Genomic DNA, 24,591 nt, shown 5'->3' on the forward strand with positions numbered 1-24,591 from the left:
GCTGCTGACCAGTCTTTATACGGTCAAGCCGCTGGACTTCATGGCTTTCCCGACCGTGCTGCTGGTGTCCACCATGCTGCGTTTGTCGTTGAACGTGGCATCTACCCGCGTGGTGCTGACCCAGGGCCATACCGGCGCCGACGCTGCCGGTAAAGTGATTGAAGCCTTCGGCCACTTCCTGATCGGCGGGAACTACACCGTCGGTATCGTGGTGTTCGTGATCCTGACCATCATCAACTTCGTGGTCGTGACCAAGGGCGCGGGCCGTATCGCTGAAGTGGGTGCACGTTTCGCTCTGGACGCAATGCCAGGTAAGCAGATGGCGATTGACGCCGACCTGAACGCAGGCCTGATCGGCGAGAAGGAAGCGCGCGCGCGCCGTAGCGAAGTGGCACAGGAAGCGGAGTTCTACGGCGCGATGGACGGTGCGTCCAAGTACGTGCGTGGTGACGCAGTGGCCGGCATCATGGTCACCGTTATCAACGTGGTCGGCGGCCTGCTGGTGGGCCTGATCCAGCACGATATGGCCTTTGCCGACGCGCTGAAAAACTACACGCTGCTGGCGATTGGTGACGGCTTGGTGGCGCAGATTCCATCGCTGGTGATTTCGATTGCGGCGGGTATTGTGGTGTCGCGCGTGGCGAGCGAATCAGACATCGGCACCCAGGTGATCGGGCAGCTGTTCGCCAAGCCGCAAGTGCTGTACATCACGGCCGGCATCATCGGCGGCATGGGCCTGATCCCTGGCATGCCGAACCTGGTGTTCCTGCTGCTGGCAGGCTTGCTGGGTGGCTCTGCGTACCTGATGTCCAAGCGCGCGAAAGAGCGCGTTGAAATGGGCGGTACGCCGGAAGCGCAGGCCGCAGGCGGTGCTGCCGCGGGCGGCGCCGCTGCGGCAGCCGCGCCGGAACAGGAAGAAGCCAGCTGGCAGGACGTGCTGGCCGTGGATACCCTCGGCCTGGAAGTGGGCTATCGCCTGATTCCGCTGGTGGACAAGAATCAGGGTGGTGAGCTGCTGAAGCGCATCAAAGGCATCCGTAAAAAATTCGCGCAGGAAGTGGGCTTCCTGCCGCCGCCGGTGCACATCCGCGACAACCTGGAGTTGAAGCCATCGGCTTACCGCATCACGCTGAAAGGCGTGGAAGTGGGCGCGGGCGAGGCCTTCAATGGCCAGTTCCTGGCAATTAATCCGGGTATGGCCAGCGGTACGCTGCCGGGTTTGGCCACGACTGATCCGGCCTTTGGTTTGCCGGCCGTGTGGATCGACGCAGGCTTGCGCGATCAGGCGACCGGCATGGGCTATACCGTAGTCGATGCGGGCACCGTGGTCGCAACGCATCTGAATCACCTGATCACGACGCATGCGGCTGAACTGCTGGGCCGCGCGGAAGTGCAGTCGCTGCTGGATCATCTGGGCAAGGAATCGCCGAAGCTGGTGGAAGATCTGGTGCCGAAGATGCTGTCGCTGTCCGCGCTGCAGAAGGTGCTGCAGAATCTGCTGTCGGAAGGCGTGCACATTCGCGACATGCGCACCATCATCGAAACGCTGGCCGAATTCACGCCGCTGACGCAGGACCCGAACGAGCTGACCGCGCAATCGCGTATTGCGCTGGGCCGGGCCATTGTGCAGCAGCTGTTCCCGCAGGGGGGAGAGCTTTCTGTGATGACCCTGGACAATCGTCTGGAACGTTTGCTGATGCAGGCGTTGTCGGCAGGTGGCGGCGACGTCGCGGGCATCGAACCAGGGCTAGCCGACACCATCGCGCAGCAAGCCGCGCAAGCGACGGCGCAGCAGGAAGCGCTGGGCGTGACGCCGGTGCTGCTGGTGCCGGGACCTTTGCGTCCCTTGCTCGCCCGCTTCCTGCGCCGCGCACTGCCGCAGCTGAAAGTGCTGTCGCACGCCGAAATCCCGGAAACCAAAACCATCCGCGTCACCTCCCTCGTCGGCGCCCAATAACACCCAGGGGTCAGATCCGACATTCGGACATTTTTTGAATCGGGCTGCTCTCAGAGCGGCCCGTGCCCGCTACGGCTGGTAAATTTGATGGGCGAACCCACGCATGGTCGAGCTATTCTGGACCCTTGCGCCATAGGGGAATAGGAAAATGTCCGAATGTCGGATCTGACCCCAAGGTTTTGGGATAAGGGGGGATTTTCGGGGTCTTTTCGTTCGATGGTTTCTCCAGTGCATCGTCAATAATTTCACCATCAGAGTGAAAGACTGCAGGAGTTGCAATGAACGTCAAGAAATTCACCGCGCCGACCTCGCGCGAGGCGCTGCGCAAAGTGCGCGAGGCCCTCGGGCCGGATGCTGTGATCCTTTCCAACCGTCCCGTCGATGGCGCGGTGGAGATTCTGGCTCTGGCCAATGACGATGCCGCCTCGCTGGCCATGCCCGCTGCAGATTCCCCAATGGCTGCACCGCAGCCGCAACTGGATCTGGCGCCGCCTGCAATCGACGAGCGCGTCGAGCCGATGCTGCCGCCGGAACCGGAAGCGCCAGCCGTGCGCGCGACGCCGCGTCCGGCGCCGACCGTAGCCCGCGAAACGGCACCAGCCGCGCCGCGCACACCGGCCCCGCGTCCACCAGCACCAGCCCGCCCAATGCCGCCGCGTGCGGCCGCACCGGCCCCAGCTCCCGCCATCGACATGGACCGCATCACCGCCATGGTCGCCGACGCCGTCGCCGGAGCGAAAGCCACCGCCGCCGCTGAAATGAGCACCATGATGAGCGAGTTGCGCGCCATGCGCGGCATGATGGAATCCCAACTGGCCGAGATCGCCTTCAGCAACGGCCAGCAGCGCGAGCCGCACAAGAATGCCGTGCTGCGCGAGCTGCTGTCGGCTGGCTTCTCCGCCCAGCTGTCGCGCTACCTGACTGAAAAGTTGCCGGCCGGTGTCGATGCCCAGCGCTGGATGCGCAACGTCCTGGCGCGCAACCTGAATGCCATGGCGAACGAAGATGCGCTGATCGAGCAGGGCGGCGTGTTCGCCCTGGTTGGCCCGACCGGTGTCGGCAAGACCACCACCACCGCCAAGCTGGCCGCGCGCTGCGTGATGCGCCACGGTCCGGAAAAGCTGGCCCTGATCACCACCGATGCTTATCGTATCGGCGCCCACGAGCAGCTGCGCATTTACGGCAAGATCCTCGGCGTGATGGTGCATTCGGTGAAGGACGAAGCCGACCTGCGCATCGCTCTGAAGGAACTGACCAAGAAGCACACCGTACTGATCGACACCGTCGGCGTCAGCCAGCGCGATCATATGGTGGAAGAGCAGGTCGCCATGCTGCAAGGCGCGGAAGCGAATGTGAAGCGCCTGCTGTGCCTGAACGCCACGTCCACGCAAGAGACTTTGTCCGAGGTCGTACGCGCTTACCAGGGCAGCGGCCTGGCTGGTTCCATCATCACCAAGCTCGATGAAGCCGCGTCCATCGGCTCCGCGCTGGATGTGGTGATCCGCCACAAGCTGAATCTGTTCTACGTGTCCAACGGCCAGCGCGTGCCGGAAGACCTGCACCTGGCCGACCCGGCTGCCCTGATCGAGCGTGCCTTCAGCGGCGCCAAGCCGCAGTTCGTTGACGCCGATCTGCCTCTGGTAATGGCCAATGCCGGCCATGATGCTTCCCTGCGCGAGGTGCACCTTGGCTAATTTCGATTTCGACCAGGCAGAAGGCCTGCGCCGCATGCTGGCGGGGCCGCGGCCCCGTATCGTGACCTTCCTGTCCGCCACGCCGCAGGACGACAAGGGCATGATGATGGTTAACCTGGGCGCCTCGCTGGCCCAGGCCGGCAATGATGTGCTGCTGGTCGATGCCTGTGCCAGCGCGCACGGTGTGGCGTCGCGCCTGGGTGTCGATGGCGGCGCCAGTCTGATCAATGTGGCGCGCCAGCAGTGCGGCCTGAACCAGGTGATTCACGCTGCGCCGCAAGGATTTAATGTGGTGCAAATGACGCGCGGCGAACAGCGCCGCGGTCCCGACGAAGGCCGCCGCCTGGCCAAGGCTTTCGACGTGCTCGTCAAGCAGACCGGCATCACCCTGGTCGATGGCGAGTTCGATGGCGAAGCTTTCCCCGTGCCAGTCATGGCCAGCTCGGAAATTGTCGTGCAAGTTTCCAACAGCGCGGCTTCCATCAAGAATGCTTATCTGATGATCAAGCGCCTGAACCACGAACTGGGCCGCCGCCCGTTCGGAATTCTCGTTACCGGGGCTTCGGAAGCCGAGGCGAGGGTGGTTTACGATAATATGGCGCAGGCGGCAAGCCGTTACCTGGCAGTGAACCTGGTTTCCATGGGTTCCGTTCCAGCCGACGAGTACCTGCATCGTGCAGCACGCTTAGGGCGCGCGGTGGTCGATGCGTTTCCGCTGGCCGGTGCTTCGGTCGCGTTCCGTCAACTGGCCGGACGCTTTGCGCTGGCTGGCTCGGCATCACACTTTGCGGGGAGCAGCAACCATTTTTGAGCATTACAACAACTAGAATTTTATGTACACGGTCAAAGGGAAAGTAGACAAAGACTCTTTGCTGACGGAGCACATGCCGTTGGTTAAGCGGCTTGCCCACCACATGAAGGCCAAGTTGCCCCCGAGTGTGGAAGTGGATGACCTGGTACAGGCCGGGATGATCGGCTTGCTCGATGCTATCAACCGCTACGAAGAAACCCACGGCGCCCAGTTTGAAACCTATGCGGTGATGCGCATCCGCGGAGCCATGCTGGACGAGCTGCGCTCCTCTGACTGGATGCCGCGCTCGCTGCGCCAGGATATGCGCAAGATTGAAAATGCGATGGCCGTGCTGCAGCAGCGCCTGGGCCGTCCGCCCAGCGAATCGGAAGTGGCGAAGTCGCTCAAGCTGTCGCTGTCCGATTACCAGGAAATGCTGTCCGAAGGCGGCGGCCACCAGCTGGTGTATTACGAAGATTTCCACGACGAGGATGGCAATGATTCCTTCCTCGACCGATACGCACATGACGAGGAAGCCGATCCTCTGCGCGCGCTGCTCGATACCGATTTCCGCCAAGCGGTGATCGATGCCATCGATGCCTTGCCGCCGCGCGAGAAAATGTTAATGGGCCTGTATTACGAAGAAGAGCTGAACCTGAAGGAAATCGGGGCCGTGATGGGTGTATCCGAATCGCGGGTCTCGCAATTGCACACCCAGGCCGTGGCCCGCCTGCGTGCATCACTCCGGGAGCAGGCATGGACTGGTCCAGCATAGCCGGCGTACTGCTGGCGCTTGCCGGCATTCTCGTTGGCCAGGGGCTGGAAGGCGGCAAACTCACTTCCCTGCTTCAGCCGGCGGCGTTTGCCATTGTCGTTATCGGTACGTTTGGCGCGGTGATGCTGCAAACGCGCCTGCCCACTTTGCGCCGCGGCCTATCGATGCTGCGCTGGATTTTTCAGCCGCCCGCCGATAACCGCGCCGCGCTGGCGCGCGACATCAATTCCTGGAGCCTGGCCGCACGCCGCGACGGCTTGCTGGCGCTGGAGCGCTACATGCTCGCCTCCAAAGACAAATTCATCGCCAAGGGTCTGCGTATGATCGTGGACGGCATCCAGCCGGACAAAATGCGGCAAATGCTGGACATGGAAATCACCGCCTTCGAAACGGCCGAACGCCAGGCTGTGCGCATCTGGGAATCGGCGGCTGGGTATTCGCCGACCATCGGCATCCTGGGCGCGGTGCTGGGTCTGATTCACGTGATGGAAAACCTCACCGATCCGAGCAAGCTCGGTTCCGGCATCGCGGTGGCTTTCGTGTCCACCATTTATGGCGTGGGCCTGGCCAATCTGTTCTTCTATCCGATCGCGAACAAGCTGAAAAACATCGTCACGCGCCAGGTCTACCAGCAGGAGCTTGCCGCCGCGGTGTTCTACGATATCGCCACCGGTGACTTCACGCGTGTGATCGACGAGCGCATCGCCACGCTGATGCGGGAGCACTGAGATGCAGTACCGCCGCGCACGCAGGAAGTTCGACGATGAACCGGAGAACCATGAGCGCTGGCTGATTTCCTACGCGGATTTCATCACGCTGCTGTTCGCGTTCTTCGTGGTGATGTACGCGATTTCCTCCGTCAATATCGGCAAATACAAAGTCTTCTCCGATGCGCTGGGCGATGCTTTCGGCGGCCAGGGCGCAGCACCCTTGCAGAACACCGAAGTGCAGAATGTGCCGATCCCGAATCCGGCCCAGCGCCGCCGCGCGGAGCAGATCCGCAAGGAGAAGGAGCAGATGACGCACCTGGCCAACGATCTCGCCGCCACGCTGGCGCCGCTGGTCAAGGAGGGCAAGGTGAAGGTCACGCAGAACAGCCGCGGCGTGAGCGTGGAAATCAACGCCAGTGTGCTGTTCAATCCCGGCGATGCGCGCCTGACGCCTGAATCGCGTGAAGCGCTGACCGCCGTGGCTTCGCTGCTGAAGGATGATCCGCACGCGGTGCAGGTGGAAGGGCATACGGACAATCAGCCGATCCGCAATACGGCTTTCCCCTCCAACTGGGAATTGTCGGCCACGCGCGCGGGGACGGTGGTGCGGCTGTTCATCGAGTCGGGCGTTGCCGCCTCGCGCATGACGGCGGTCGGCCACGCCGACAATCATCCGGTCGCATCGAACGATGATCCGGAAGGCCGCGCGCGCAATCGCCGCGTGGCCGTCACCATCCTGTCGGGCATCCCCGACCCCTCAACCGAAATTCCTACGACGATCGCGCCGCAGGCGCCGCGCTGAGTTTGCGGCGGCGCAGCCAGAGACGCAGCCGCCACAGAGCGCTCGCGCCGGCAGCGCCGAGTCCTGCCAGCGTGCCGAGCACGGGCAGCGGCTGCATCGGTGCGTCTTCGGCAGGCGCCGGTCCGTCGCGCAACGCGGCGGGGAAGGGCCGTGCCGGCGTTGGAACGATCTGCCATTTGCTGCGATCGGCCGGCACGCGTTCGCGATATTCCGCAATCGAATATACCGGCGCCGAACCGAAGGCACGGCTGGATGGAATTTGCGGAATGCGCACCAGCACCACCGCTTCCACATCGTCGCGCAGCTGCTGTTCGTAGGCGCTGAGCGTGCGGCCGGCTTGGCCATCCAGCAGCGCCAGGAGGTCGCGGCCGATGGCGTCGAAAGCCACGGCAGGATAAAGGCGGGTCTGTTCTTCCGTGAAGTAGTCGTAGGTCTTCTGGCCGCTTTGCAGACTGYGGTCGCTGGCGGCCATGTAACCGTAGGCCGCGACGGCCGTCACGCGTCCCGTTGGTCCACGCTGCGGCACTTGCCAGCCCAACTTGCGCAGCATATCGATGCTGATGCCGGCGCAGTTGGCGGCGGCGTGCTTGTAGGTGAAGTCGTGTTTATAGAAGTGCGTGAACACGTCCTGGATGCCGCTCTGGTAGGCGGCCGCTGTGCGGGCATCGCGCAGCACGGCCACCAGCATGTAGGACGGGCGGTAGTATTGCTGGCCGCTGTTCAGGTCCATCAGGTAGCTGTCCATTGGCACCATCGATGCGACGATGCCTTTTTCGCTGACGCTGTCCAGGTTGTAGAAGTTGTTGACCAGCCAGTCGGACCATTCGCCTTGCGGGCCGATGCGGCCGGTGGCGATGGCGAAGTGGCCGCCGTAGGCTTCGTCGTCATCGCCTTGTGCGCCGTTCAGCATCACGGCCAAGGCCGGCTTGCCGGCCCACGCAACCTTGCTGCCGGGACGCTGCCAGACCGTGCGCGTGGCGTAAGCGCTGCGCGCGCCGCCATGCTCGGCCTGCACCCAGCCTGCGAGTTCGTCCTGCGACTTCAACGGCGCGGCGAGGGATGGCGCCAGCACGAAATCGCGCGGCCACAAGCTGCGCGCGGTGAAGACGCCGCTGTTCATCGTGCCGCGTGCGCTCACTTCGCGCTGGCGGAAGAAAGCCAGCGAGTGGGCGTCAAACCAGGAACGGTTGCTGGCAATCTTTGGCGCCAGCTGCAGCGGGACCTCGCCAAGCCTGGAGCCATCAGGCGCCAGCATGGCGTCGTCGATGCGGTCGGGCGAGCCCAGCCAGACCAGCGGCGGTTCACCGGCGGCGCGCGGGACGGCGATGGCTTCGTCGCGGAAGTACCAGAGTGCCTGGCGCGGCGTAGGGCAGTCCTGGCATTGTCCGCTGGCGAGGCGGAAGTCGGCGGCGGGGTAGAGGCCTAACTGGCCGCTGGCGAGTGCCGGATGGACGGCGGCGGAAGCATTGCCGGCAAACAGGACCGCACAAGCTGCAGAAAGAAAATAGTTATTTTTTGGCATGTTCGCAGTATGCTAGCACGCCGATGAGCGGGTTTTGCGCCCGCGCAAGAATTCAGCCGGCGATAAAGCCCCGGCTGCGTGAGACGGAGGTGGTGTGGCCGGTCGGGCCGTACACCGGGCCGGCCGTCTGCGGACGCAGGGCTTGCAAGGCGCCCTGAGTCTGGCTCAGATGTTTGTTGATCAGTACGCCATTCAGGCGGTTCAGCTCTTTCGCTTCGCGCGTCTGGCCCAGCACGGTTTGCCACACGGCGGAGGCATCAGCGTCATGCTGCGTTTCCAGCCAGGCTTCCATGCCCGCTTCCTCGGCCAGAAAGCCGAGCGCGGCCAGCGCTTCGTGGCGCTGGGTGGCGAGCGCGCCCATCTGGCTGACCAGGCTGGACTTGTGCGGCGTCAGGGCGGTGAGCTTGTCGATGTCCGCTGCCACCAGATGGGCCTGTTCCTGCTTCAGCACTTCCAGCAGGTCAGTAATCAGCTGCAGTTCCTGGTGCAGGCTGCTCATCGGGGACTCGGACATGGCTCTACCTTATTCCTTAACGTTTGCGCGAATGCRGCAAGTCGCGGACCGTTTCCAGCAGGCCATCCGCCACTTTCTCGGAATTGACCTGGAACTGGCCATCGGCAATCGCCATCTTGATGCGTTCGACTTTCTTGGTGTCGAACACACCGTTGGCGGCGCCTGCGCCACTCGCTGCCAACGCCTGTCCTTGCGCGGACAGGCGCACATTGTCGCCGGCTGGCTGGTTCGTCGCAGGTGCCGCCTTTTCCGCCGTGCGGGCGTTATTGGTGGTGGCAGGCGACGTCGGCAGCCCCGGCGTGCTTTTCATTGAATCATTGATTTTCACAGCATTATCCTCGTCTGGTTGGAGACTTTACTCCGGGATACGAGTCTTATATCGGCCACGGCTAGCAAAACTTTAGCTGGTCGGCGGCGAATACTCGTAACCCTTTGTTAGAACGTCACTTCCACCAGTCCGCCAGCCTTGGCGATGCCGCTTATTTGTTGCCCATTTGCAGTTCTTACCTGTACTACCTGTCCTTCGCCCGCGTTGCCGGCCGCCTTGCCTTCGGCTGATACCGAGAAGCCATTGCCGCGCGAAACCAGCTTGACCGGCTGGCCCAGCAGCACCACCGGCTTGCTCTTCAGCAAATCCACACGCACGGGCGTACCTGCCGAAATGGAAAGATTGCTGGTTCTTCCGACAACTTGCGCTTTGTCCGTTGCGATGCCGGCGGGCAGGGCGGTCAATTCGCCCTGCATTACGGCCAGCTGGCTTTCTTCGATCGGCTGGCCCTGCGCCAGCGGTACTGCGGCGGCAATGTAGTTGCCCAGCACCGATACGTTAGCTTGAATATACACCGTCCAAGCGGTGGGGGCTGCGCACCGTACGCCCACCGTCGTCTTACCCCAGGCCCGTGCGCCCGGCATCATGAACGCTTCCGGCGCCGCGCAGGCTGCCAGAGCCAGGCGCTGGTCTACCGCACCGGCGTGCACCGTGACCTTGCCGGGCAGGCCGGCCGTCTGCACTTGCAGGAACTGCTCGACCGTCTGGCGCAGCACGTTCACGTCCATACGGGTCTGGGCGGAGGCGGCGGAAGCCAGAAAGAGCAGGGCAGTAGTGATGAGTATGCGTTTCATGCCAGCCATCTTAGCCTCGCGTGCACGGGGGAAAGCCGGGAATAGCGTGGAAAACCCCATCCTTCTCTCCCGATCGTTTGACCGTGTTGCTCCGTATCATCGAACCTGTCATCAGAAGAGGGCGACCGCCATGTTAGGGAAACTCGACGATTATTTGCGATTCAATGAAACGGTGCTGAGCTTGCGCTCCCAGCGCCAGACCGTGCTCGCATCGAATATTGCGAATGCCGACACTCCGAACTACAAGGCGCGCGACATCGACTTCACCAGCGCACTGAATAGCGCCATGGCGCGCCAGGGTACACCGGCGCCGCTGAACACCACGGCCCAGAAGCATTTCCCCAACCCTCCGCAAGACGGCAGTGTGCTGCCCGATGGCACGCCGCTGCTGTACCGCGGCGTGGTGCAGGGCGCGGTGGACGGCAATACAGTCGACATGGATGTGGAGCGCAATGCCTTCGCCGACAACGCGGTGCGTTACGAGGCAGGCGTGCAATTTGTCAGCAATCAGATCAAGGGCCTGATGGCCGCACTGCAGGGAGGTCAATAGTGTCTTCACTGTTCAGCATTTTTAATGTGACCGGCTCGGCCATGAGCGCCCAGGCCCAGCGCCTGAACGTGACCGCTTCCAACCTGGCCAACGCGGACAGCGCCACCAGTGCCAGCGGCGAAGCCTACCGCGCCAAGCAGGTGGTGTTCGAAGCCACGCCGTCGACCGCCGACAACACCGCCACCGGCGTACGTGTGCAGCGCGTAATTGAAGATCCGTCGCCGATGAAGCTGGTCTACGACCCGAAGAATCCTCTGGCCGACGAAAAGGGCTATGTGACCATGCCCAATGTGAACGTGGTGGACGAGATGGTGAACATGATGTCCRCCTCGCGCGCTTACCAGAACAACGTAGAAACCATGAATGCAGCCAAGACCATGCTGCTGAAAACCCTGACCATCGGTCAGTAAGCGGAGTAAGTAATGACAACTGTGAATAACACCACGGCGACCGGACCATCCGCCGCACTGCTGAATGCCGTCAACCCGCAGACTGCGGCCACGGATAGCGTCCAGGCGGATCAGGACAAGTTCATGACCCTGCTGGTCACCCAGCTGAAGAACCAGGACCCGCTGAACCCGATGGACAACGCGCAGATGACCAGCCAGCTGGCGCAGCTGAACACGGTCACCGGCATCAACAAGCTGAACGCAACGCTGACCGCGATGCAAGCCGACCAGGCTTCGACCAACAGCATGAGCGCGATCAGCATGATCAACCATGGCGTGCTGGTGCCGGGCAATGCGCTGACGCTCACCGAAGGCAAGAGCCTGTTCGGCGTGGAGGTGGGCAGCCATGCGGACAAGCTGCAGATCGATATCCGCAACTCGTCCGGCAAGGTGGTGCAGTCCTTCTCCATGGACAACGTGGATGCCGGCACGCTGCCGCTGTCCTGGGACGGCAAAACGGCAGATGGCAAGACGTCGCCGGATGGCGCCTACACCATCAAGGTCACGGCCACCAGCGGCACCGACACGCTGAAGGATGCGCAAGCGCTGACCTTCGGCACCGTGGCCAGCGTGTCGACCGGCGCGGCAGGCGTCAAGCTCAATATTCCAGGCATCGGCCAGCTCGGCATKGCTGATGTGAAACAAGTTTTGTAAGTCACACCTGATAGGGGAATACCATGTTCCAGCAAGGACTCAGTGGTCTGAACGGCGCAGCCAAATCTCTGGACGTCATCGGCAATAACATCGCCAATGCCAGCACCGTCGGCTTCAAAGGCTCGCAAGCGCAGTTCGCCGATCTGTACGCGAACTCGCTGAACGGCGTGAGCGGCACCAACGCCGGTATCGGCGTGAACGTCGCCCGCATTGCCCAGCAATTCACGCAGGGTAATATCGAGACCACCAACAATCCGCTCGACGTCTCCATCAACGGTGGCGGCTTCTTCCGCCTGACCCAGAACGGCGTGGTGCAGTACAGCCGCAACGGCCAGTTCCACATGGAGAAGGATGGCACCATCGCCAACTCCACCGGCGCGACCCTGACCGGCTACCTGGCTACCAAGGATGGCGTGATCCTGCAAGGCGCACCAGTGCCGATCAAGATCGACTATTCCGACCTGACTCCGGTCGCCACCACCAAGGCCAACCTGGCGCTGAACCTGAGCTCCACGTCCGAAGTGCCGAAGACCGTGCCTTTCAGCGCCATCGATCCGACTTCGTACAACAAGCAGATGGTGACCACGGTGTACGACAGCCTGGGTAATTCCCACGTGATGTCCACCTACTACGTGAAGACCGACGCCAACAACTGGGACGTGTATGCCGCATCCGACGGCACCGAAGTGGTGGCGCAGGCGGTGGCCGCTTCCATCCTGACGGATCAGGGTGTGAGCGATGCGCGCAATGCCTACCTGGCTGCCGTGCGCGCCACGCCGCCGGTGCAGTCCGACATTGATGCCGCCGCCGCTGCTTACGCACAAGCTGCCGGTCCGGTGATGCTGGCTGCTGCCCAGGCGGCAGGCGCATCGCAGGAGCAGCAGGACAAACTGACTGCCGCCTTCGATCCGACCTCCGGCGTGGGCACGGTTTCCGGCACCAATCCTGACGAGATCAATCTGAAGCTGCAGCAGGCGGTTGCCGTGCCGGCTGTGAAAGTGGCGTCCCTGGTGTTCGACCAGAACGGCCAGCTGAACGCCGCTGCGATGGCCGCGCTGACCCCGCCGCAGACGCTGCCGATCACCATCAGCCTGCCGATCTTCCCGAGCACCGGTTCGGCGCAGCCGCTGACCATCACCACGTCCTTCGATGGACTGACTCAGTACGGCAGCCCGACCAGCGAAAAACCATCGACCCAGAACGGCAATTCCTCCGCCAGCCTGGAGCGTTTCTCGGTGGACGAAAACGGCATGATCATCGGCCAGTACAGCAATGGCGGCTCGCGCAACCTGGGCCAGATCGCCATGGCGAACTTCGCCAGCCCGGACGGCCTGATCCCGCTGGGTAACAACGCCTGGGCCGAAAGCTCGGCGTCCGGCTCGCCGCAGATCGGCGTACCGAACTCCGGCGGCTTTGGCGTGCTGCGCTCGAACTCGGTGGAATCGTCCAACGTCGACCTGACGGAAGAGCTGGTGAACATGATCACCGCCCAGCGCGTCTACCAGGCCAATGCGCAGACGATCAAGACCGAGGACTCGATCCTGCAAACCCTGGTCAACCTGCGTTAATAGGCTGAACCATGGACCGCCTCGTCTACACGGCCATGACTGGCGCCAGGCATATCCTGGACCAGCAGGCCACCACCGCCAACAACCTGGCCAACGCCACCACCACGGGCTTCCGCGCCCAGCTCGACTCGTTCCGGGCCGTGCCGGTGGTGTCGGAGGGCCTGCCCACGCGCACCTTCGTGGTGGACAACACCGTGGGCGCGGACTTCCGCCAGGGCACAATGCAAACCACGGGCCGCGCGCTCGATGTGGCAGTGCGTGGCGATGGCTGGCTGGCCGTGCAGTCGGCGGACGGTTCCGAAGCCTATACCCGTAATGGCAGCCTGAAGGTCAGCGAGAACGGCCTGCTGCAAACCACCAGCGGCCAGACCCTGGTGGRCGAGAATGGTCCGATTGCCATTCCGCCCGATACCGATGTGGCAATTGCCGTCGATGGCACCGTCAGCGGCATTGCGATGAATCAGACCCAGCCGGGTCCGGCGAACATCCTGGGCCGCATCAAGCTGGTCAATCCTGACACCAAGGGCATGGTACGCGGCGACGATGGCCTGTTCCGCAACCAGTCCGGCCTGCCTGCCGATCCCGACCTCAACGTGCGCCTGGCCGATGGCACGCTGGAGGGCAGCAACGTCAATCCGATTGACGCCATGGTCAATATGATCACCTTGGCACGCTCCTTCGACACGCAAATGAGCCTGTTGAAGAATGCCGAAAATAACGCGGCAAAAGCCACCCAGATCCTCGCTTTGAGTTGATCATTCCCACGAGATAATGCTTGCGTAGGAATACCGTTAAGGAGCAAGCAAAATGATTCGATCGTTGTGGATTGCCAAGACTGGCATGGAGGCGCAGCAGACCCAGATGGACGTGACGTCCAACAATCTGGCGAACGTCAGCACCAATGGCTTCAAGAAGTCGCGCGCCGTATTCGAAGACTTGCTCTATCAGAACGTGCGCCAGCCTGGTGCCCAATCCTCCCAGCAAACGCAGCTGCCATCCGGCATGCAAATGGGTACCGGTGTGCGTCCCGTCGCTATCGAGCGCATTCACACCCAGGGCAACCCGACTTCCACCGGCAACGACAAAGACCTGATGGTCAACGGCAATGGCTTCTTCCAGGTGCTGCTGCCGGACGGTACCACCGCGTACACCCGCGACGGCTCCTTCCAGCGCGATAACAATGGCCAGATGGTGACGTCCAGCGGCTACGTGCTGCAGCCAGCCATCACCATCCCGATCAATGCGCAGAGCATCACCGTGGGCCGCGACGGCACCGTGTCCGTGACCTTGCCGGGCCAGGTGGCGGCGCAGCAGATCGGCAATATCCAGCTCGCCACCTTCATCAATCCGACCGGCCTGGAATCGAAGGGCGAGAACCTGTACGTGGAAACCGGCGCTTCCGGCGCGGCAACGGCCAATCAGCCCGGCACCAATGGCACTGGCGTGGTGCTGCAGGGCTATGTGGAATCGTCCAACGTGAACGTGGTCGAGGAAATGGTGAACATGATCCAGACCCAGCGCGCATACGAGATCAACAGCAAGGCCATTACGACTTCGGACCAGATGCTGCAGAAGCTGGGCCAGATGTAAGGAAGTTTGCGATGAAGATTCTGTCCCTCGCCGCTGCTGCCTTGCTGCTGGCTGGCTGCGCCGGCACCACGCCGCCATCCATCGTTTCCGGACCAACGACGGCTCGTCCCTTGCCGCCCGCGTATCCGCGTGTCGCACAGAACAATGGCGCGATCTTCCAGAACAGCACCTTCCGTCCAGCGTTCGAAGACCGCCGCGCGCGTCATGTGGGTGATGTGATCAACGTCGTCATCACCGAAAACACCACCGCCAACAAGGCCGGCGCCAGTTCCGGCAACAAGTCCGGCAGCGTGAACTTCGGCGTGCCGGGGCCGCTGCAAAGCCGCCTGGGCACCAATGTCGCCACCAGCGCCGACAACAAATACGCCGATGCCGACAACCAGTCCGCATCCAACACCTTCCGCGGCACCATTGGCGCGACCGTGGTGGAAGTGCTGGAAAACGGCAACTTGATCATCGCGGGCGAAAAACAGATTGCGATGAACAAGGGCACGGAATTCATCCGCATTTCCGGCATGGTGAATCCGGACTCGATCGCGTCCAACAATAGCGTGGCCTCTACCGCGATTGCCGATGCGCGCGTCGAGTACCGCACGAATTCCCATCTGGACAAGACGGAGCTGCAATCGATGGCTTCGCGCTTCTTCCTCAGCCTGCTGCCATTCTGATGATGAAAACGATCAAGCTCCTGTCCCTCGCTTTCTCGCTGTGCTCGGCGCTGGTGCTGGCGCCGCAGGTGCACGCCGAACGCATCAAGGACCTCGCCAGCATCGCCGGCGTGCGTCAGAACCAGTTGATGGGCTATGGCCTGGTGATCGGCCTCGATGGCACGGGCGACCAGACCACGCAAACGCCATTCACCGTGCAGAGCGTGGCGTCCATGCTGCAATCGCTGGGCGTGACACTGCCGGCCGGCACCAACCTGCAGCTGAAGAATGTGGCGGCCGTGATGGTCACCGCTTCGCTGCCGCCGTTCGCACAGCCCGGCCAGTTGCTGGACGTGACCGTATCCTCCATGGGTAACGCGAAAAGCTTGCGCGGCGGTACGCTGGTGATGACCCCGCTGAAAGGTGCGGACGGCCAGGTGTACGGTATGGCGCAGGGCAATATCCTGGTGGGCGGCGTTGGTGCGCAAGCGCCGGGCGGCGGCACGCAGGTCGTGGTGAATCACCTGTCTGTCGGCCGCATCAGCGGTGGCGCGACGGTGGAACGCGCCGTGCCGAGCAATGTGGGCGAGGGCGGCCAGATCCGCCTGGAACTGAACAACACCGATTTCGCCACCGCCAGCCGCGTGGTGGAAGCGATCAACAACAAATACGGCGCGGGCGTGGCGTACGCGCTGGATGGCCGCACCATTCGCGTGACCGCGCCATCGTCCAGCGACCAGCGCGTGGCCTTCATCGGCCAGCTGGAAGCGATGGATGTGAGTCCGGCACGCCAGGCTGCCAAGGTGATCATGAATGCGCGTACCGGTTCCGTCGTGATGAACCAGGAAGTGACGCTGGAAACCTGCGCCATCTCGCACGGCAACCTGACCGTGTCGATCAGCAGCGAGCCGCAGGTGAGCCAGCCGAATCCCTTGTCCGGTGGCCAGACGGTGGTGACCCAGGCCAGCCAGATCGATATCAACAAGGCGCCGGGCAAGGTGCTGATGCTGAAGGGCGGCRCCAATCTGGCGGAAGTGGTGAAGGCATTGAACGCCATCGGCGCATCGCCGCAGGATTTGCTGGCCATCCTGCAAGCCATGAAGGCTGCGGGTTCGCTGCGCGCTGAACTGGAAATCATCTGAGGCCATCATGATCCGCCAGAACACGCCAACCGACCTCAGCAGCAATTTCGCGCTCGACAACAAGGGCCTGAGCGAGCTGCGCCAGGGCGCGCGCGCCGGTTCGGCCGACGCCACCCGGGCGGCAGCCCAGCAGTTCGAGTCCATGTTCGTCAACATGATGATGAAGAGCATGCGCGACGCCACGCCGCAGGACGGCATGATGGACAGCCAGCAAACCAAGATGTTCACGTCCATGCTCGACCAGCAGACCAGCCAGACCATCGCCAAGCGCGGCCTGGGCCTGGCCGATGTGCTGGTGCGCCAGTTGAGCAAGGCACAAAGCGCGGTGCCCGATGCAGCGACCGGCACGGACGATGCGTTCTCGCGCACCATGCTGGATGCGGCCAAGCTGCAGAAGTCGATCGAGGCCGCTGGCGGCGCCGCCGGCACCAGCAGCGCAAGCAGCAGCGACAGTTCCAAGCCGGCCCACGTCAAAGCCTTCCAGGACAAGCTCGGCAGCCACGCCGAAGAAGCCAGCCGCGCCACCGGCATCCCGGCCAAGTTCATGCTGGGCCAGGCCGCGCTGGAATCGGGCTGGGGCCGCCGCGAGATCAAGGGCCGCGACGGTACCAACAGCCACAACCTGTTCGGCATCAAGGCTGGCGCGGACTGGAAGGGCAAAGTAGTCGAAACGACCACAACGGAATACGTCAACGGCAAGGCGCAGAGCAAGGTTGAGCGTTTCCGCGCTTACGACAGCTATGCGGACAGTTTCAAGGATTACGCCAAGCTGATTGCAAGTAACCCACGCTACGAAAAAGCCCTTGCCAGTGCCAGCAGCGGCGATGCCGCCGGTTTCGCCAAAGGCTTGCAGCGCGCAGGCTACGCCACCGATCCGAACTACGCAGTGAAGCTGGCCAGCATTATCAAGAAAACACTGGCCTGATGTTACGCACGGTTGCAAAGGGCTATTTCAAGTTTCGGGTATTCTGGCCGTAAACTGTCCATATCGAGTTAAGGTAATCAGTCAATGTCTCTTCTCAGCATCGGCAAGAGCGGTTTGTTGGCAGCCCAGGCGGGCCTGTCCACCACTGGACACAACATCACGAATGCCAACGTGCCGGGCTACAGCCGCCAGACCGCCATCCAGAGCACCACGCCGCCGGTAAACACGGGCGTGGGCTTCATCGGCACGGGTACAGAAGTGTCGTCCATCCGCCGTTCCTACGACGATTTCCTGACCAAGCAGGTGTGGGGCGCGGAGGCGAATCAATCGCAAGTCGATACTTACCTGACCCAGATTAGCCAGATCGACAACTTGTTGGCCGACAGCACGGCCGGCCTGTCGCCTGCGCTGCAGGATTTCTTCAAAGGCGTGCAGGACGCCAACTCGAACCCGTCGTCGGTTGCATCGCGTGAATCGATGCTGTCCTCGGCCAATACGCTGGCCGCGCGCTTCCAGAGCCTGAACGATCGCTTCCAGGAAATCAGCGATGGCGCGACGACCCAGATCAACTCGACCATTGGCCAGATCAATTCCTATGCGACCCAGATCGCCAAGCTGAACCAGGATATTGCCCGCCTGACCAACGATCCGAACAATCCGCCCAACGACCTGCTGGACCAGCGCGACCAGCTGATCACCGAGCTGAACAAGAACGTCAAGCTGACGGTGGTGCAGGGCGACAACAATATGCTGAACGTGTCCTTCGGTACGGGACAACCGCTGGTGGTCGGCGCCAACACCTATCAGCTGGCGGCCAGCAGCTCGCCGACCGATCCGAGCCGCATTTCCGTCGGCTATCAGACGGGCAGCAAAGTTTCGCCGCTGCCGGATGATGTGTTCAACGGCGGCTCCATGGCCGGCCTGCTGCAATTCCGTAATACCGTGCTGGACAAGGCTCAGAACCAGCTGGGCCAGATCGCGGCTGGCCTGGCCACTTCCTTCAATGCGCAGCACAAGCTGGGCCAGGACCAGAACGGCGATCCGGGCCAGAACTTCTTTGGCGACATCACCGGTTTCGTCGGCTACGATTCGCGCAACTCGCCGACCAGCACGCTGAATGTGGTGGCCACGATCAAGGACGCGTCGGCCCTGACCAGCAGCGACTACGACCTGAATTTCGACGGCACGAATATGGTGCTGACGCGCGCCTCCGATGGCCAGAAGACCACCATCACGACCAATCCGCAGATTGTGGATGGCGTGGAATACAACATCAGCGGCGTACCGGCCAGCGGTGACCACGCGCTGGTGCGTCCGACCTATCAGGCAGCGCAGCAGCTGAAGGTGGTGCTGACCGACGCGTCCAAGATTGCACTGGCGGCGCCGATCTCGACGTCGGCGCCGACCACCAACAAAGGCACCGGCAAGATCGATGCGGGCAGTGTGGACCAGATCTATCTGCAGCCGGGTAACGCGCTGACGTCGCCGATTACTCTGGACTATGACCTGGCTGGCAACACCATCAACGGTTTCCCGGGCACCCAGCAGATCGACGTGACCGTGAACGGCACGACCACCAGCTATCCGGCTGGCACCACCTCGATTCCTTACACCGACGGCGCCAAGATCACCTTCGGCGGCATCAGCGTGACGCTGAGCGGCAAGCCGGCCGATAACGACACCTTTACGATTGGTCCGAATACCTCGGGTGTGGGCGACAACCGCAACGGCGTACTGCTGGCGGGCCTGCAATCGAAAAACATCCTGGACAAGGGCACCGCCACCTTCCAGGGCTCGTATGCCCAGATGGTGAACTTCGTCGGCAACCGCGCGCGCGAGGCGCAGATCGGCAGCGATGCGGCGCAGACCGCGGTGGAACAAGCCACGACCCAACAACAGAATGTATCCGGCGTGAACCTGGATGAAGAAGCTGCCAATCTCTTGCGATATCAGCAAGCCTACCAGGCGGCTGGCAAGGTGATGCAGATTGCCAGCACGCTGTTCGATACGCTGCTGCAGCTGGGCGGCTAAATATCGTCGGGCAACTGCCGTTAATAAGGCAGTGGTCCGGAAAGGAATAGAAGCATTATGGTAATGCGCATCAGCTCCAAAGCAATTTTTGATAGCGGCGTGACTCAGCTGAGCAGGCTGCAGACCTCGCTCGCCAAGACGCAGAACCAGCTGTCTTCCGGCTTGCGCGTGCTGACTCCGGCAGACGATCCGATTGCCAGCGCACGCGCGCTGGAAGTGACCCAGTCGCAGTCGATGAACGCGCAGTTCCAGACCAACCGCGACAATGCGCGCAGCTCTCTGTCCCAGGTGGACCAGGCGCTCGGTTCGGGCACCAGCCTGCTGCAGGACATCAAGACCCTGATCGTGAACGCCGGTAACGGCAGTCTGAGCCAGACCGACCGCGAAGCGCTGGCAACGGAACTGGATGGCCGTCTGGCCGACTTGATGGGCGTGGCCAACACGGCCGATGGTGCGGGCGGGTATCTGTTCGCCGGCTATCGTTCGTCCACGCTGCCATTCACGCCTACCGCAAGCGGCGCCGCCTATCAGGGCGATTCCGGCCAGCGTGAGCTGCAAGTGGGCTCCTCGCGCCAGCTACCGATCAGCGCATCCGGTGCGTCCATTTTTGAGAACAATGTCACCGGCAACGGCACTTTCCAGACCGCGGCCGACCCAGCCAATTACGGCCGTGGCGGCACCGGCGTGATCTCGCCCGGTTCGGTGAAGGACGCCAGCCAGCTGACCGGCCACCAGTATTCGATTGCCTTCACCGTGACGCCAGCAACACCCGGCACACCGGCTACTTACGCCTACAGCGTGACCGATGTGACCACGGGCAATCTGGTGACGCCAACGCCTGTGCCTTACAAGGAAGGCGAGAGTATTGCCTTTGACGGCATGCAAATGTCCGTCAGCGGCGCGCCGGCCAACGGCGATGTGTTCACGGTGGACCCAAGCCAGAACCAGTCCATTTTCAAAACCGTGAAAGACCTGATCGGTGCACTGCGCGCCGGCGGCAGCGGTCCGGCCGGACAGGCACAGCTGACCAATGCGCTGAATATCGCCAACTCGAACGTCGATTCGGCAACGGACAATATGCTGTCGGTGCGCGCAACCGTGGGCGCCAATCTGAAAGAGCTGGACTACCTGGACAGTTCCGGTGACGACTTGAAACTGCAATACGCGACGACGCTGTCGAATCTGACGGAAGTGGACCCGGTGGTTGCCATTTCCCAGTTCACGCAGCAGCAGATCAATCTGGAAGCGGCGCAGAAGTCGTACAAAGAAATCACCAGCTTGTCGCTGTTCAACTTCATCTAAGCGCTTAGCGTCAATAAAAAAAGCCGGTCGCGTGACCGGCTTTTTTTTCGCCTGGGCGGGCCGGGTTGCCCCGGCCCTTCAGCTTATTTCGCCGCCAGGATGCCGTGCAGGGCAGGGCTCTTGCGGAACCAGTCAGTGTCCGCATGCGCCAAGCCCGAAGCAGCAGCACCGCCCGCGTTCTGGAAGTGCTCGATCTGCTGTGTCAGCGAAGCGACGCTGGTGGCCAGTGTGCCGGCAGCGTTGCCCGCTGCCGCATCTGCCGGGTTCAGCATCGGCAGACTGTTTGCGGCGGTGCTGGCCGACTCCGTGTTGCCTGTGAACTCGCCAATCGCATTGCTCAGGGAATTCACTTTCGCGCGCATCGAGGTCTGGAACCACACGTCGGCCACTTCATGCTGGCTGCCGTCCGTGCTGGTGTAGCTGGACTGCTGGCCGATCCAGTTGCCGTTATCGAGCGCACTGGTGGCCTGGCCTTTCGCCGACAAGCTGGCGATGTGGAGTTCGTCCAGCGTCTTCAGCTCGCCGGATTCGCTGATGCCATCCGCATTCGCATCCACCCACACGCGCAGGTCGGCGAACGCCGCGTCCTTGCTGTCGATGACGCCATCCTTGTTGGTATCGAGGTCGCCAAGCGCATTGAAGCCATCGCTCGCCTTGCCACCACTGGACAGCGGCGACGCCGTGCCGAACAGCTCGCTGCCATCGTTGATGACCCCATCGTGGTTGCGGTCCAGTGCCAGCAAGCCGTCGCCGGAACCAACCCAGCCGGTGCTTGCCTTGTCGCCGCTGGCCGCAATGTCGAATTTCACACCCGCCGCCAACGACAGAGTGCGGATACCATTGCCATCCAGGTCCAGCACCAGCGGGCTGACCAGACCGGCAGCGTCGCGCTGGTCCGGCGTCATGGCTGCCAGCTGCGCCGTCGTCAGCGCAGCCGCCTGGGCCGAGCTGAAGGCAGCAAACTCGGTCACCGACATCGACACCAGCTGATCGCTGGTCAGCGCCTTGATCTGCGGCGACTTCAGCGCGCGCACCTGTGCGGTCGACAGGATGCTGACCTGATTGGTGGACAGGAACGTAATCTGCGTGRTCGACAGCGCACCTATCTGCGCTGTCATCAGCGAACCGATTTCGTCGGCGCTCAGGGCCTGCAGCTGGTCGGAATTCAGTGCTACCAGTGCCCGCGTGGCCAGCGTGGCAATCTGGTCGCTGGTCATGGTCGCCAGTTGCTGGGTGCCGAAACCGGTTGCCTGGGCGCCGTTAAGCTGCGACATCTGTGCCGTCGTCAGCGTATTGGCCAGCGTTGGGTCCATCGCTGCGAATTGGGCCGACGACAAGCCGCCAATCTGGCCGGTTGTGAAGACAGACAGCGTCCCTATGCTCAGCAATTGATCGGCCGTGAGGCCCTTGATCTGTGCGCTGGCCAGCGCCTGCAATGTCTTCGTGCTCAGCTGGCTGATCTGATCGGTACTCAGTTCACCGATCTGGTCGGTACGCAGCGAAGTCAGCTGAGTCGTGCTCAAGGCCTGGATCTCGCCAACAGTCAGAGCGGCCAGCTGGTCGCTGCTCRGTCCGCGCAGCGCCCCAGTGCTGAGAGCGCGTACCTGGGCGGTACTCAGCTGGTTGATCTGGTCCGTATTCAGCCAGCCAATCTGGCGGCTGCTGAGGCCGCTGACCTGCAAGGTGGTCAGCGTACTCATCTGCGGCTGATCGAAGGACGCCAGCTGGGTAGAATTCAGCGCGCCGATCTGCAGCGAGGTCAGAGGTTTCAGCGTGCTCAATGCGTCCAGCTGGGTGGCGCTGAGGGCGCCGATCTGCAGTGTGTTCAGCGCGGCGAGTTCGGTTGTCGTCAGCGCACCGATTTGCTCGCTGCTCATTATCGCAATCTGGGCGGTTTTGAGCGTGCTCAGCTGGGCCGTGGTCATCACTGCCAGGTCGCCGGCATCGATTGCCAGGATCTGGTCAGTGCTCAGCGTGCCGATCACGGACGCGGTGATCGCCTTCATTTGCTGGCCGGTCAGCGCGGTGATCTGGCTCGGACTCAGGTAGCCGAACTGCTTGCTGTTCAAGCCGGCGATCTGGGCCGTGCGCAGGGTCTGCAGGTGGCCGTCATCGAGCGACATGAACTGGTCGCTGGTCAGCGCCGCGATCTGGCTGGTGCCGAAACTGCCGAGATTGCCCATGTAGCCGAGCTGGTCGGAGGTCAGGGCACGTACTTGTACGCTGGTCATGGCATTTAGTTCGGCCGTGGACAGCGACTGCATTTGGTCGGAACCGAAGACGCTCAGCTGGTCCGTTGTCAGCGAAACGAATTGCTGCGTGGTCAGCGAAGCCAGGTCGCCGAGCTCCATCGCCAGCAGCTGGTCGCTGTTCAGGGCGCGCAGGGCGGAAGTGCTGAGCGCGCGCATTTGCTGCGAGCTCAGCGCAATGATCTGGTCGGTGGTCAGGGCCTGGCTCTGGCGGCTGGTAATGCCAGCAATCTGGGACGTGCTCAGCCCCGCGATCTGGTTGGCATCCAGCTGCGAGATGCGGTCGGTTGGCAGGGCAGCGATCTGGGTCGAGGTAAGACCCTTCAATGGGCCGAGCAGCAGGAACTGGTCAGGCGTCAGGAAGGACAACTGCAGCGTGCTCAGGGCCGCGACCTGCTTGGACGTTAATGCCATGACCTGATCGCTGCTCAGCACTGCCAATTGGTCCGAGTTCAGAGCACGGATCTCGTCGGTACGCATGGCTGCCAGATCGCCCAGTTCCAGATACTGAATCTGGGTCTGCGTCAGCGMATTGACAGCACGCGTGGACAGCGATGCCACCTGGCGTGAGCTGAGATTTGCAATCTGGTCTGGCGTCAGGTTCTGCACCTGGCCTGGACTCAAGGCGGCGATGCCCGCGGTACTCAGAGCGCTGATCTGGTCGGTTGTGATCGCCAGCAGCTGGTCAGTGGTCAGTGCTGCCACCTGAGACGATTTCAGCGCCGCCAGGTCCTGGTACTCGATCCACGGAATCTGGTCGGTAGTCAGTGCCTGGATGGTGCGGGTTGCTAGGGCGCCATACTGGGAAGTGGTAAGCGCAATCACCTGATCGCTGTTCAGGAAGCCGATCTGGGTTTGCGACAGGCCGGCGATCTGGTTGGTTTTCAGCGAGCCGATCTTGTATGGATCGAGCATGACGATCTGGTCACTGGTCAGCGCATGCATTTGCGCGCTGGTCAGGCTGATCAGGGTGGGCAATGCAGCGATCTGGTCTGTGCTTAGCAGGTTAATCTGATTGGTGCGCAGGGCAGCGATCTCAACGGATGTCAGCGAACTGATCTGATCGGTGCTGAGGGTCAACAATTGGTCGCTGGTCAGCGACGCCACCTGCGCCGTCTTCAGAGCAGCCAGGTCGCCGAACTCGATAAATGGAATCTGATCCGTGGTCAGGGCTGCAATGGTGCGCGTGGATAGCGCACCGTACTGCGTCGCGGTCATGGCGATAATCTGGTCGCTGGTCATCACCGCGATCTGGACCGGCGTCAGCGCGGCGATCTGCTTCGTGCTCAGCGCCACCAGGTCGTCGGTGGTCAGTGCCAGGATGCGGTCGGTGCTGAGAGCGGCAATCTGCTGGGTCGTGTAATCGATGACATTGCCCAGTGCAGCCAGCTGGGCCGGCGTCAGCGCCGCCAGCTGGGTTGGCGACAGCACGGCGATTTCCTGGCTGGTCATCGCGCGCAGCTGGTCCGTGGTCAGCGCCTGCATCTGGTCGGTGGTGAAGGCGGTGATCTGCAGCGTATTCATGGCCTTCAGATCCGGCAATTCGATGGCCTGGATCTGGTCGGTAGTCAGTCCGCGAATCGTGAACAGGTTCAGAG

The 24,591-nt window shown here is 62.4% G+C and carries 21 protein-coding genes and 1 pseudogene; 17 read left to right on the forward strand and 5 right to left on the reverse strand.

Annotated elements, in window-relative coordinates; genetic code table 11:
• The 6 genes from flhA to motD form a co-directional block, all read left to right on the forward strand.
• Positions 1 to 1,957: flagellar biosynthesis protein FlhA (gene flhA / locus AB4Z11_RS01360; protein WP_442022169.1), on the forward strand; the 1,957-nt coding region annotated here is incomplete at its 5' end.
• A 278-nt stretch (positions 1,958 to 2,235) separates the two neighbouring features.
• A complete protein-coding gene (gene flhF, locus AB4Z11_RS01365) occupies positions 2,236 to 3,651 on the forward strand; it encodes a flagellar biosynthesis protein FlhF (protein WP_442022171.1) in 1,416 nt (471 codons plus the stop codon).
• Positions 3,644 to 4,462 carry a MinD/ParA family ATP-binding protein gene (locus tag AB4Z11_RS01370; RefSeq protein ID WP_442022173.1) on the forward strand — a complete coding sequence of 273 codons (819 nt, stop codon included), beginning with the start codon at positions 3,644 to 3,646 and terminating at the stop codon, positions 4,460 to 4,462. The genes flhF and AB4Z11_RS01370 overlap by 8 nt, the downstream gene beginning before the upstream one ends.
• 22 nt (positions 4,463 to 4,484) lie before the next feature.
• Positions 4,485 to 5,216, forward strand: coding sequence for an RNA polymerase sigma factor FliA (locus AB4Z11_RS01375; RefSeq protein WP_442022175.1), 732 nt, complete (start codon positions 4,485 to 4,487; stop codon positions 5,214 to 5,216).
• Complete coding sequence (locus tag AB4Z11_RS01380) at positions 5,198 to 5,944, forward strand: flagellar motor protein (protein WP_442022177.1); 747 nt, start codon at positions 5,198 to 5,200, stop codon at positions 5,942 to 5,944. The genes AB4Z11_RS01375 and AB4Z11_RS01380 overlap by 19 nt, the downstream gene beginning before the upstream one ends.
• 1 nt (position 5,945) lies before the next feature.
• Positions 5,946 to 6,728 carry a flagellar motor protein MotD gene (motD, locus tag AB4Z11_RS01385; RefSeq protein ID WP_442022179.1) on the forward strand — a complete coding sequence of 261 codons (783 nt, stop codon included), beginning with the start codon at positions 5,946 to 5,948 and terminating at the stop codon, positions 6,726 to 6,728.
• Here the strand turns inward: motD and AB4Z11_RS01390 are convergent.
• From AB4Z11_RS01390 to flgA, 4 genes are all read right to left on the reverse strand, one after another.
• Positions 6,697 to 8,250, reverse strand: a complete 1,554-nt coding sequence (locus AB4Z11_RS01390; RefSeq protein WP_442022181.1) for a hypothetical protein — start codon at positions 8,248 to 8,250, stop codon at positions 6,697 to 6,699. The two genes, motD and AB4Z11_RS01390, sit on opposite strands and share 32 nt — an antisense overlap.
• 52 nt (positions 8,251 to 8,302) lie before the next feature.
• Entirely contained in the window at positions 8,303 to 8,764 is a 462-nt protein-coding gene (locus AB4Z11_RS01395; protein ID WP_442022183.1) for a flagella synthesis protein FlgN, read from the reverse strand.
• A 16-nt stretch (positions 8,765 to 8,780) separates the two neighbouring features.
• The gene (gene flgM / locus AB4Z11_RS01400) at positions 8,781 to 9,092 is read right to left on the reverse strand and encodes a flagellar biosynthesis anti-sigma factor FlgM (RefSeq protein ID WP_442022185.1); all 312 of its coding nucleotides are present in this window, start codon (positions 9,090 to 9,092) and stop codon (positions 8,781 to 8,783) included.
• A gap of 107 nt (positions 9,093 to 9,199) precedes the next feature.
• On the reverse strand, positions 9,200 to 9,886 hold the full coding sequence (flgA, locus tag AB4Z11_RS01405) for a flagellar basal body P-ring formation chaperone FlgA (protein ID WP_442022187.1): 687 nt from the start codon (positions 9,884 to 9,886) through the stop codon (positions 9,200 to 9,202).
• Positions 9,887 to 10,016: 130 nt separating this feature from the next.
• On the opposite strand from flgA, the gene flgB reads away from it, so the two are divergent.
• The 11 genes from flgB to flgL all read left to right on the forward strand — a co-directional run bounded on the left by flgB (position 10,017) and on the right by flgL (position 20,744).
• Positions 10,017 to 10,436, forward strand: a complete 420-nt coding sequence (gene flgB / locus AB4Z11_RS01410) for a flagellar basal body rod protein FlgB (protein ID WP_442022189.1) — start codon at positions 10,017 to 10,019, stop codon at positions 10,434 to 10,436.
• Entirely contained in the window at positions 10,436 to 10,846 is a 411-nt protein-coding gene (gene flgC / locus AB4Z11_RS01415) for a flagellar basal body rod protein FlgC (RefSeq protein WP_442022191.1), read from the forward strand. The genes flgB and flgC overlap by 1 nt, the downstream gene beginning before the upstream one ends.
• Before the next feature lie 12 nt (positions 10,847 to 10,858).
• Positions 10,859 to 11,539 carry a flagellar hook assembly protein FlgD gene (locus tag AB4Z11_RS01420; RefSeq protein WP_442022193.1) on the forward strand — a complete coding sequence of 227 codons (681 nt, stop codon included), beginning with the start codon at positions 10,859 to 10,861 and terminating at the stop codon, positions 11,537 to 11,539.
• A 23-nt stretch (positions 11,540 to 11,562) separates the two neighbouring features.
• The gene (locus AB4Z11_RS01425) at positions 11,563 to 13,107 is read left to right on the forward strand and encodes a flagellar hook protein FlgE (protein ID WP_442022195.1); all 1,545 of its coding nucleotides are present in this window, start codon (positions 11,563 to 11,565) and stop codon (positions 13,105 to 13,107) included.
• 11 nt (positions 13,108 to 13,118) lie between these two features.
• Positions 13,119 to 13,862 (forward strand): flagellar basal body rod protein FlgF, encoded by a 744-nt coding sequence (locus AB4Z11_RS01430; protein ID WP_442022197.1) that lies wholly within the window; start codon positions 13,119 to 13,121, stop codon positions 13,860 to 13,862.
• Positions 13,863 to 13,914: 52 nt separating this feature from the next.
• Entirely contained in the window at positions 13,915 to 14,697 is a 783-nt protein-coding gene (gene flgG / locus AB4Z11_RS01435) for a flagellar basal-body rod protein FlgG (protein ID WP_442022199.1), read from the forward strand.
• 11 nt (positions 14,698 to 14,708) lie between these two features.
• Positions 14,709 to 15,365, forward strand: coding sequence for a flagellar basal body L-ring protein FlgH (locus AB4Z11_RS01440; protein ID WP_442022201.1), 657 nt, complete (start codon positions 14,709 to 14,711; stop codon positions 15,363 to 15,365).
• A 2-nt stretch (positions 15,366 to 15,367) separates the two neighbouring features.
• Positions 15,368 to 16,486 carry a flagellar basal body P-ring protein FlgI gene (locus AB4Z11_RS01445; protein WP_442022209.1) on the forward strand — a complete coding sequence of 373 codons (1,119 nt, stop codon included), beginning with the start codon at positions 15,368 to 15,370 and terminating at the stop codon, positions 16,484 to 16,486.
• A gap of 7 nt (positions 16,487 to 16,493) precedes the next feature.
• A complete protein-coding gene (gene flgJ, locus AB4Z11_RS01450; RefSeq protein WP_442022203.1) occupies positions 16,494 to 17,411 on the forward strand; it encodes a flagellar assembly peptidoglycan hydrolase FlgJ in 918 nt (305 codons plus the stop codon).
• 84 nt (positions 17,412 to 17,495) lie between these two features.
• Positions 17,496 to 19,442 carry a flagellar hook-associated protein FlgK gene (gene flgK, locus AB4Z11_RS01455; RefSeq protein ID WP_442022205.1) on the forward strand — a complete coding sequence of 649 codons (1,947 nt, stop codon included), beginning with the start codon at positions 17,496 to 17,498 and terminating at the stop codon, positions 19,440 to 19,442.
• A 63-nt stretch (positions 19,443 to 19,505) separates the two neighbouring features.
• Complete coding sequence (flgL, locus tag AB4Z11_RS01460; RefSeq protein WP_442022207.1) at positions 19,506 to 20,744, forward strand: flagellar hook-associated protein FlgL; 1,239 nt, start codon at positions 19,506 to 19,508, stop codon at positions 20,742 to 20,744.
• A gap of 83 nt (positions 20,745 to 20,827) precedes the next feature.
• Here the strand turns inward: flgL and AB4Z11_RS01465 are convergent.
• Positions 20,828 to 24,591: pseudogene (locus tag AB4Z11_RS01465) on the reverse strand (iron-regulated protein frpC); the annotation flags it as partial.

It is taken from the genome of Pseudoduganella sp. RAF53_2, from assembly GCF_052113985.1.
Classification (GTDB): Bacteria; Pseudomonadota; Gammaproteobacteria; order Burkholderiales; family Burkholderiaceae_D; genus Rugamonas.

Coding starts and splice junctions, on each gene's coding strand:
- flgG (WP_442022199.1), top strand. CDS start 13,915: ATGATTCGATCGTTGTGGATTGCCAAGACTGGCATGGAGGCGCAGCAG.
- AB4Z11_RS01395 (WP_442022183.1), bottom strand. CDS start 8,764: ATGTCCGAGTCCCCGATGAGCAGCCTGCACCAGGAACTGCAGCTGATT.
- AB4Z11_RS01380 (WP_442022177.1), top strand. CDS start 5,198: ATGGACTGGTCCAGCATAGCCGGCGTACTGCTGGCGCTTGCCGGCATT.
- flgB (WP_442022189.1), top strand. CDS start 10,017: ATGTTAGGGAAACTCGACGATTATTTGCGATTCAATGAAACGGTGCTG.
- flgJ (WP_442022203.1), top strand. CDS start 16,494: ATGATCCGCCAGAACACGCCAACCGACCTCAGCAGCAATTTCGCGCTC.
- flgA (WP_442022187.1), bottom strand. CDS start 9,886: ATGAAACGCATACTCATCACTACTGCCCTGCTCTTTCTGGCTTCCGCC.
- flgL (WP_442022207.1), top strand. CDS start 19,506: ATGCGCATCAGCTCCAAAGCAATTTTTGATAGCGGCGTGACTCAGCTG.
- motD (WP_442022179.1), top strand. CDS start 5,946: ATGCAGTACCGCCGCGCACGCAGGAAGTTCGACGATGAACCGGAGAAC.
- flhF (WP_442022171.1), top strand. CDS start 2,236: ATGAACGTCAAGAAATTCACCGCGCCGACCTCGCGCGAGGCGCTGCGC.
- AB4Z11_RS01425 (WP_442022195.1), top strand. CDS start 11,563: ATGTTCCAGCAAGGACTCAGTGGTCTGAACGGCGCAGCCAAATCTCTG.
- AB4Z11_RS01440 (WP_442022201.1), top strand. CDS start 14,709: ATGAAGATTCTGTCCCTCGCCGCTGCTGCCTTGCTGCTGGCTGGCTGC.
- AB4Z11_RS01375 (WP_442022175.1), top strand. CDS start 4,485: ATGTACACGGTCAAAGGGAAAGTAGACAAAGACTCTTTGCTGACGGAG.
- flgK (WP_442022205.1), top strand. CDS start 17,496: ATGTCTCTTCTCAGCATCGGCAAGAGCGGTTTGTTGGCAGCCCAGGCG.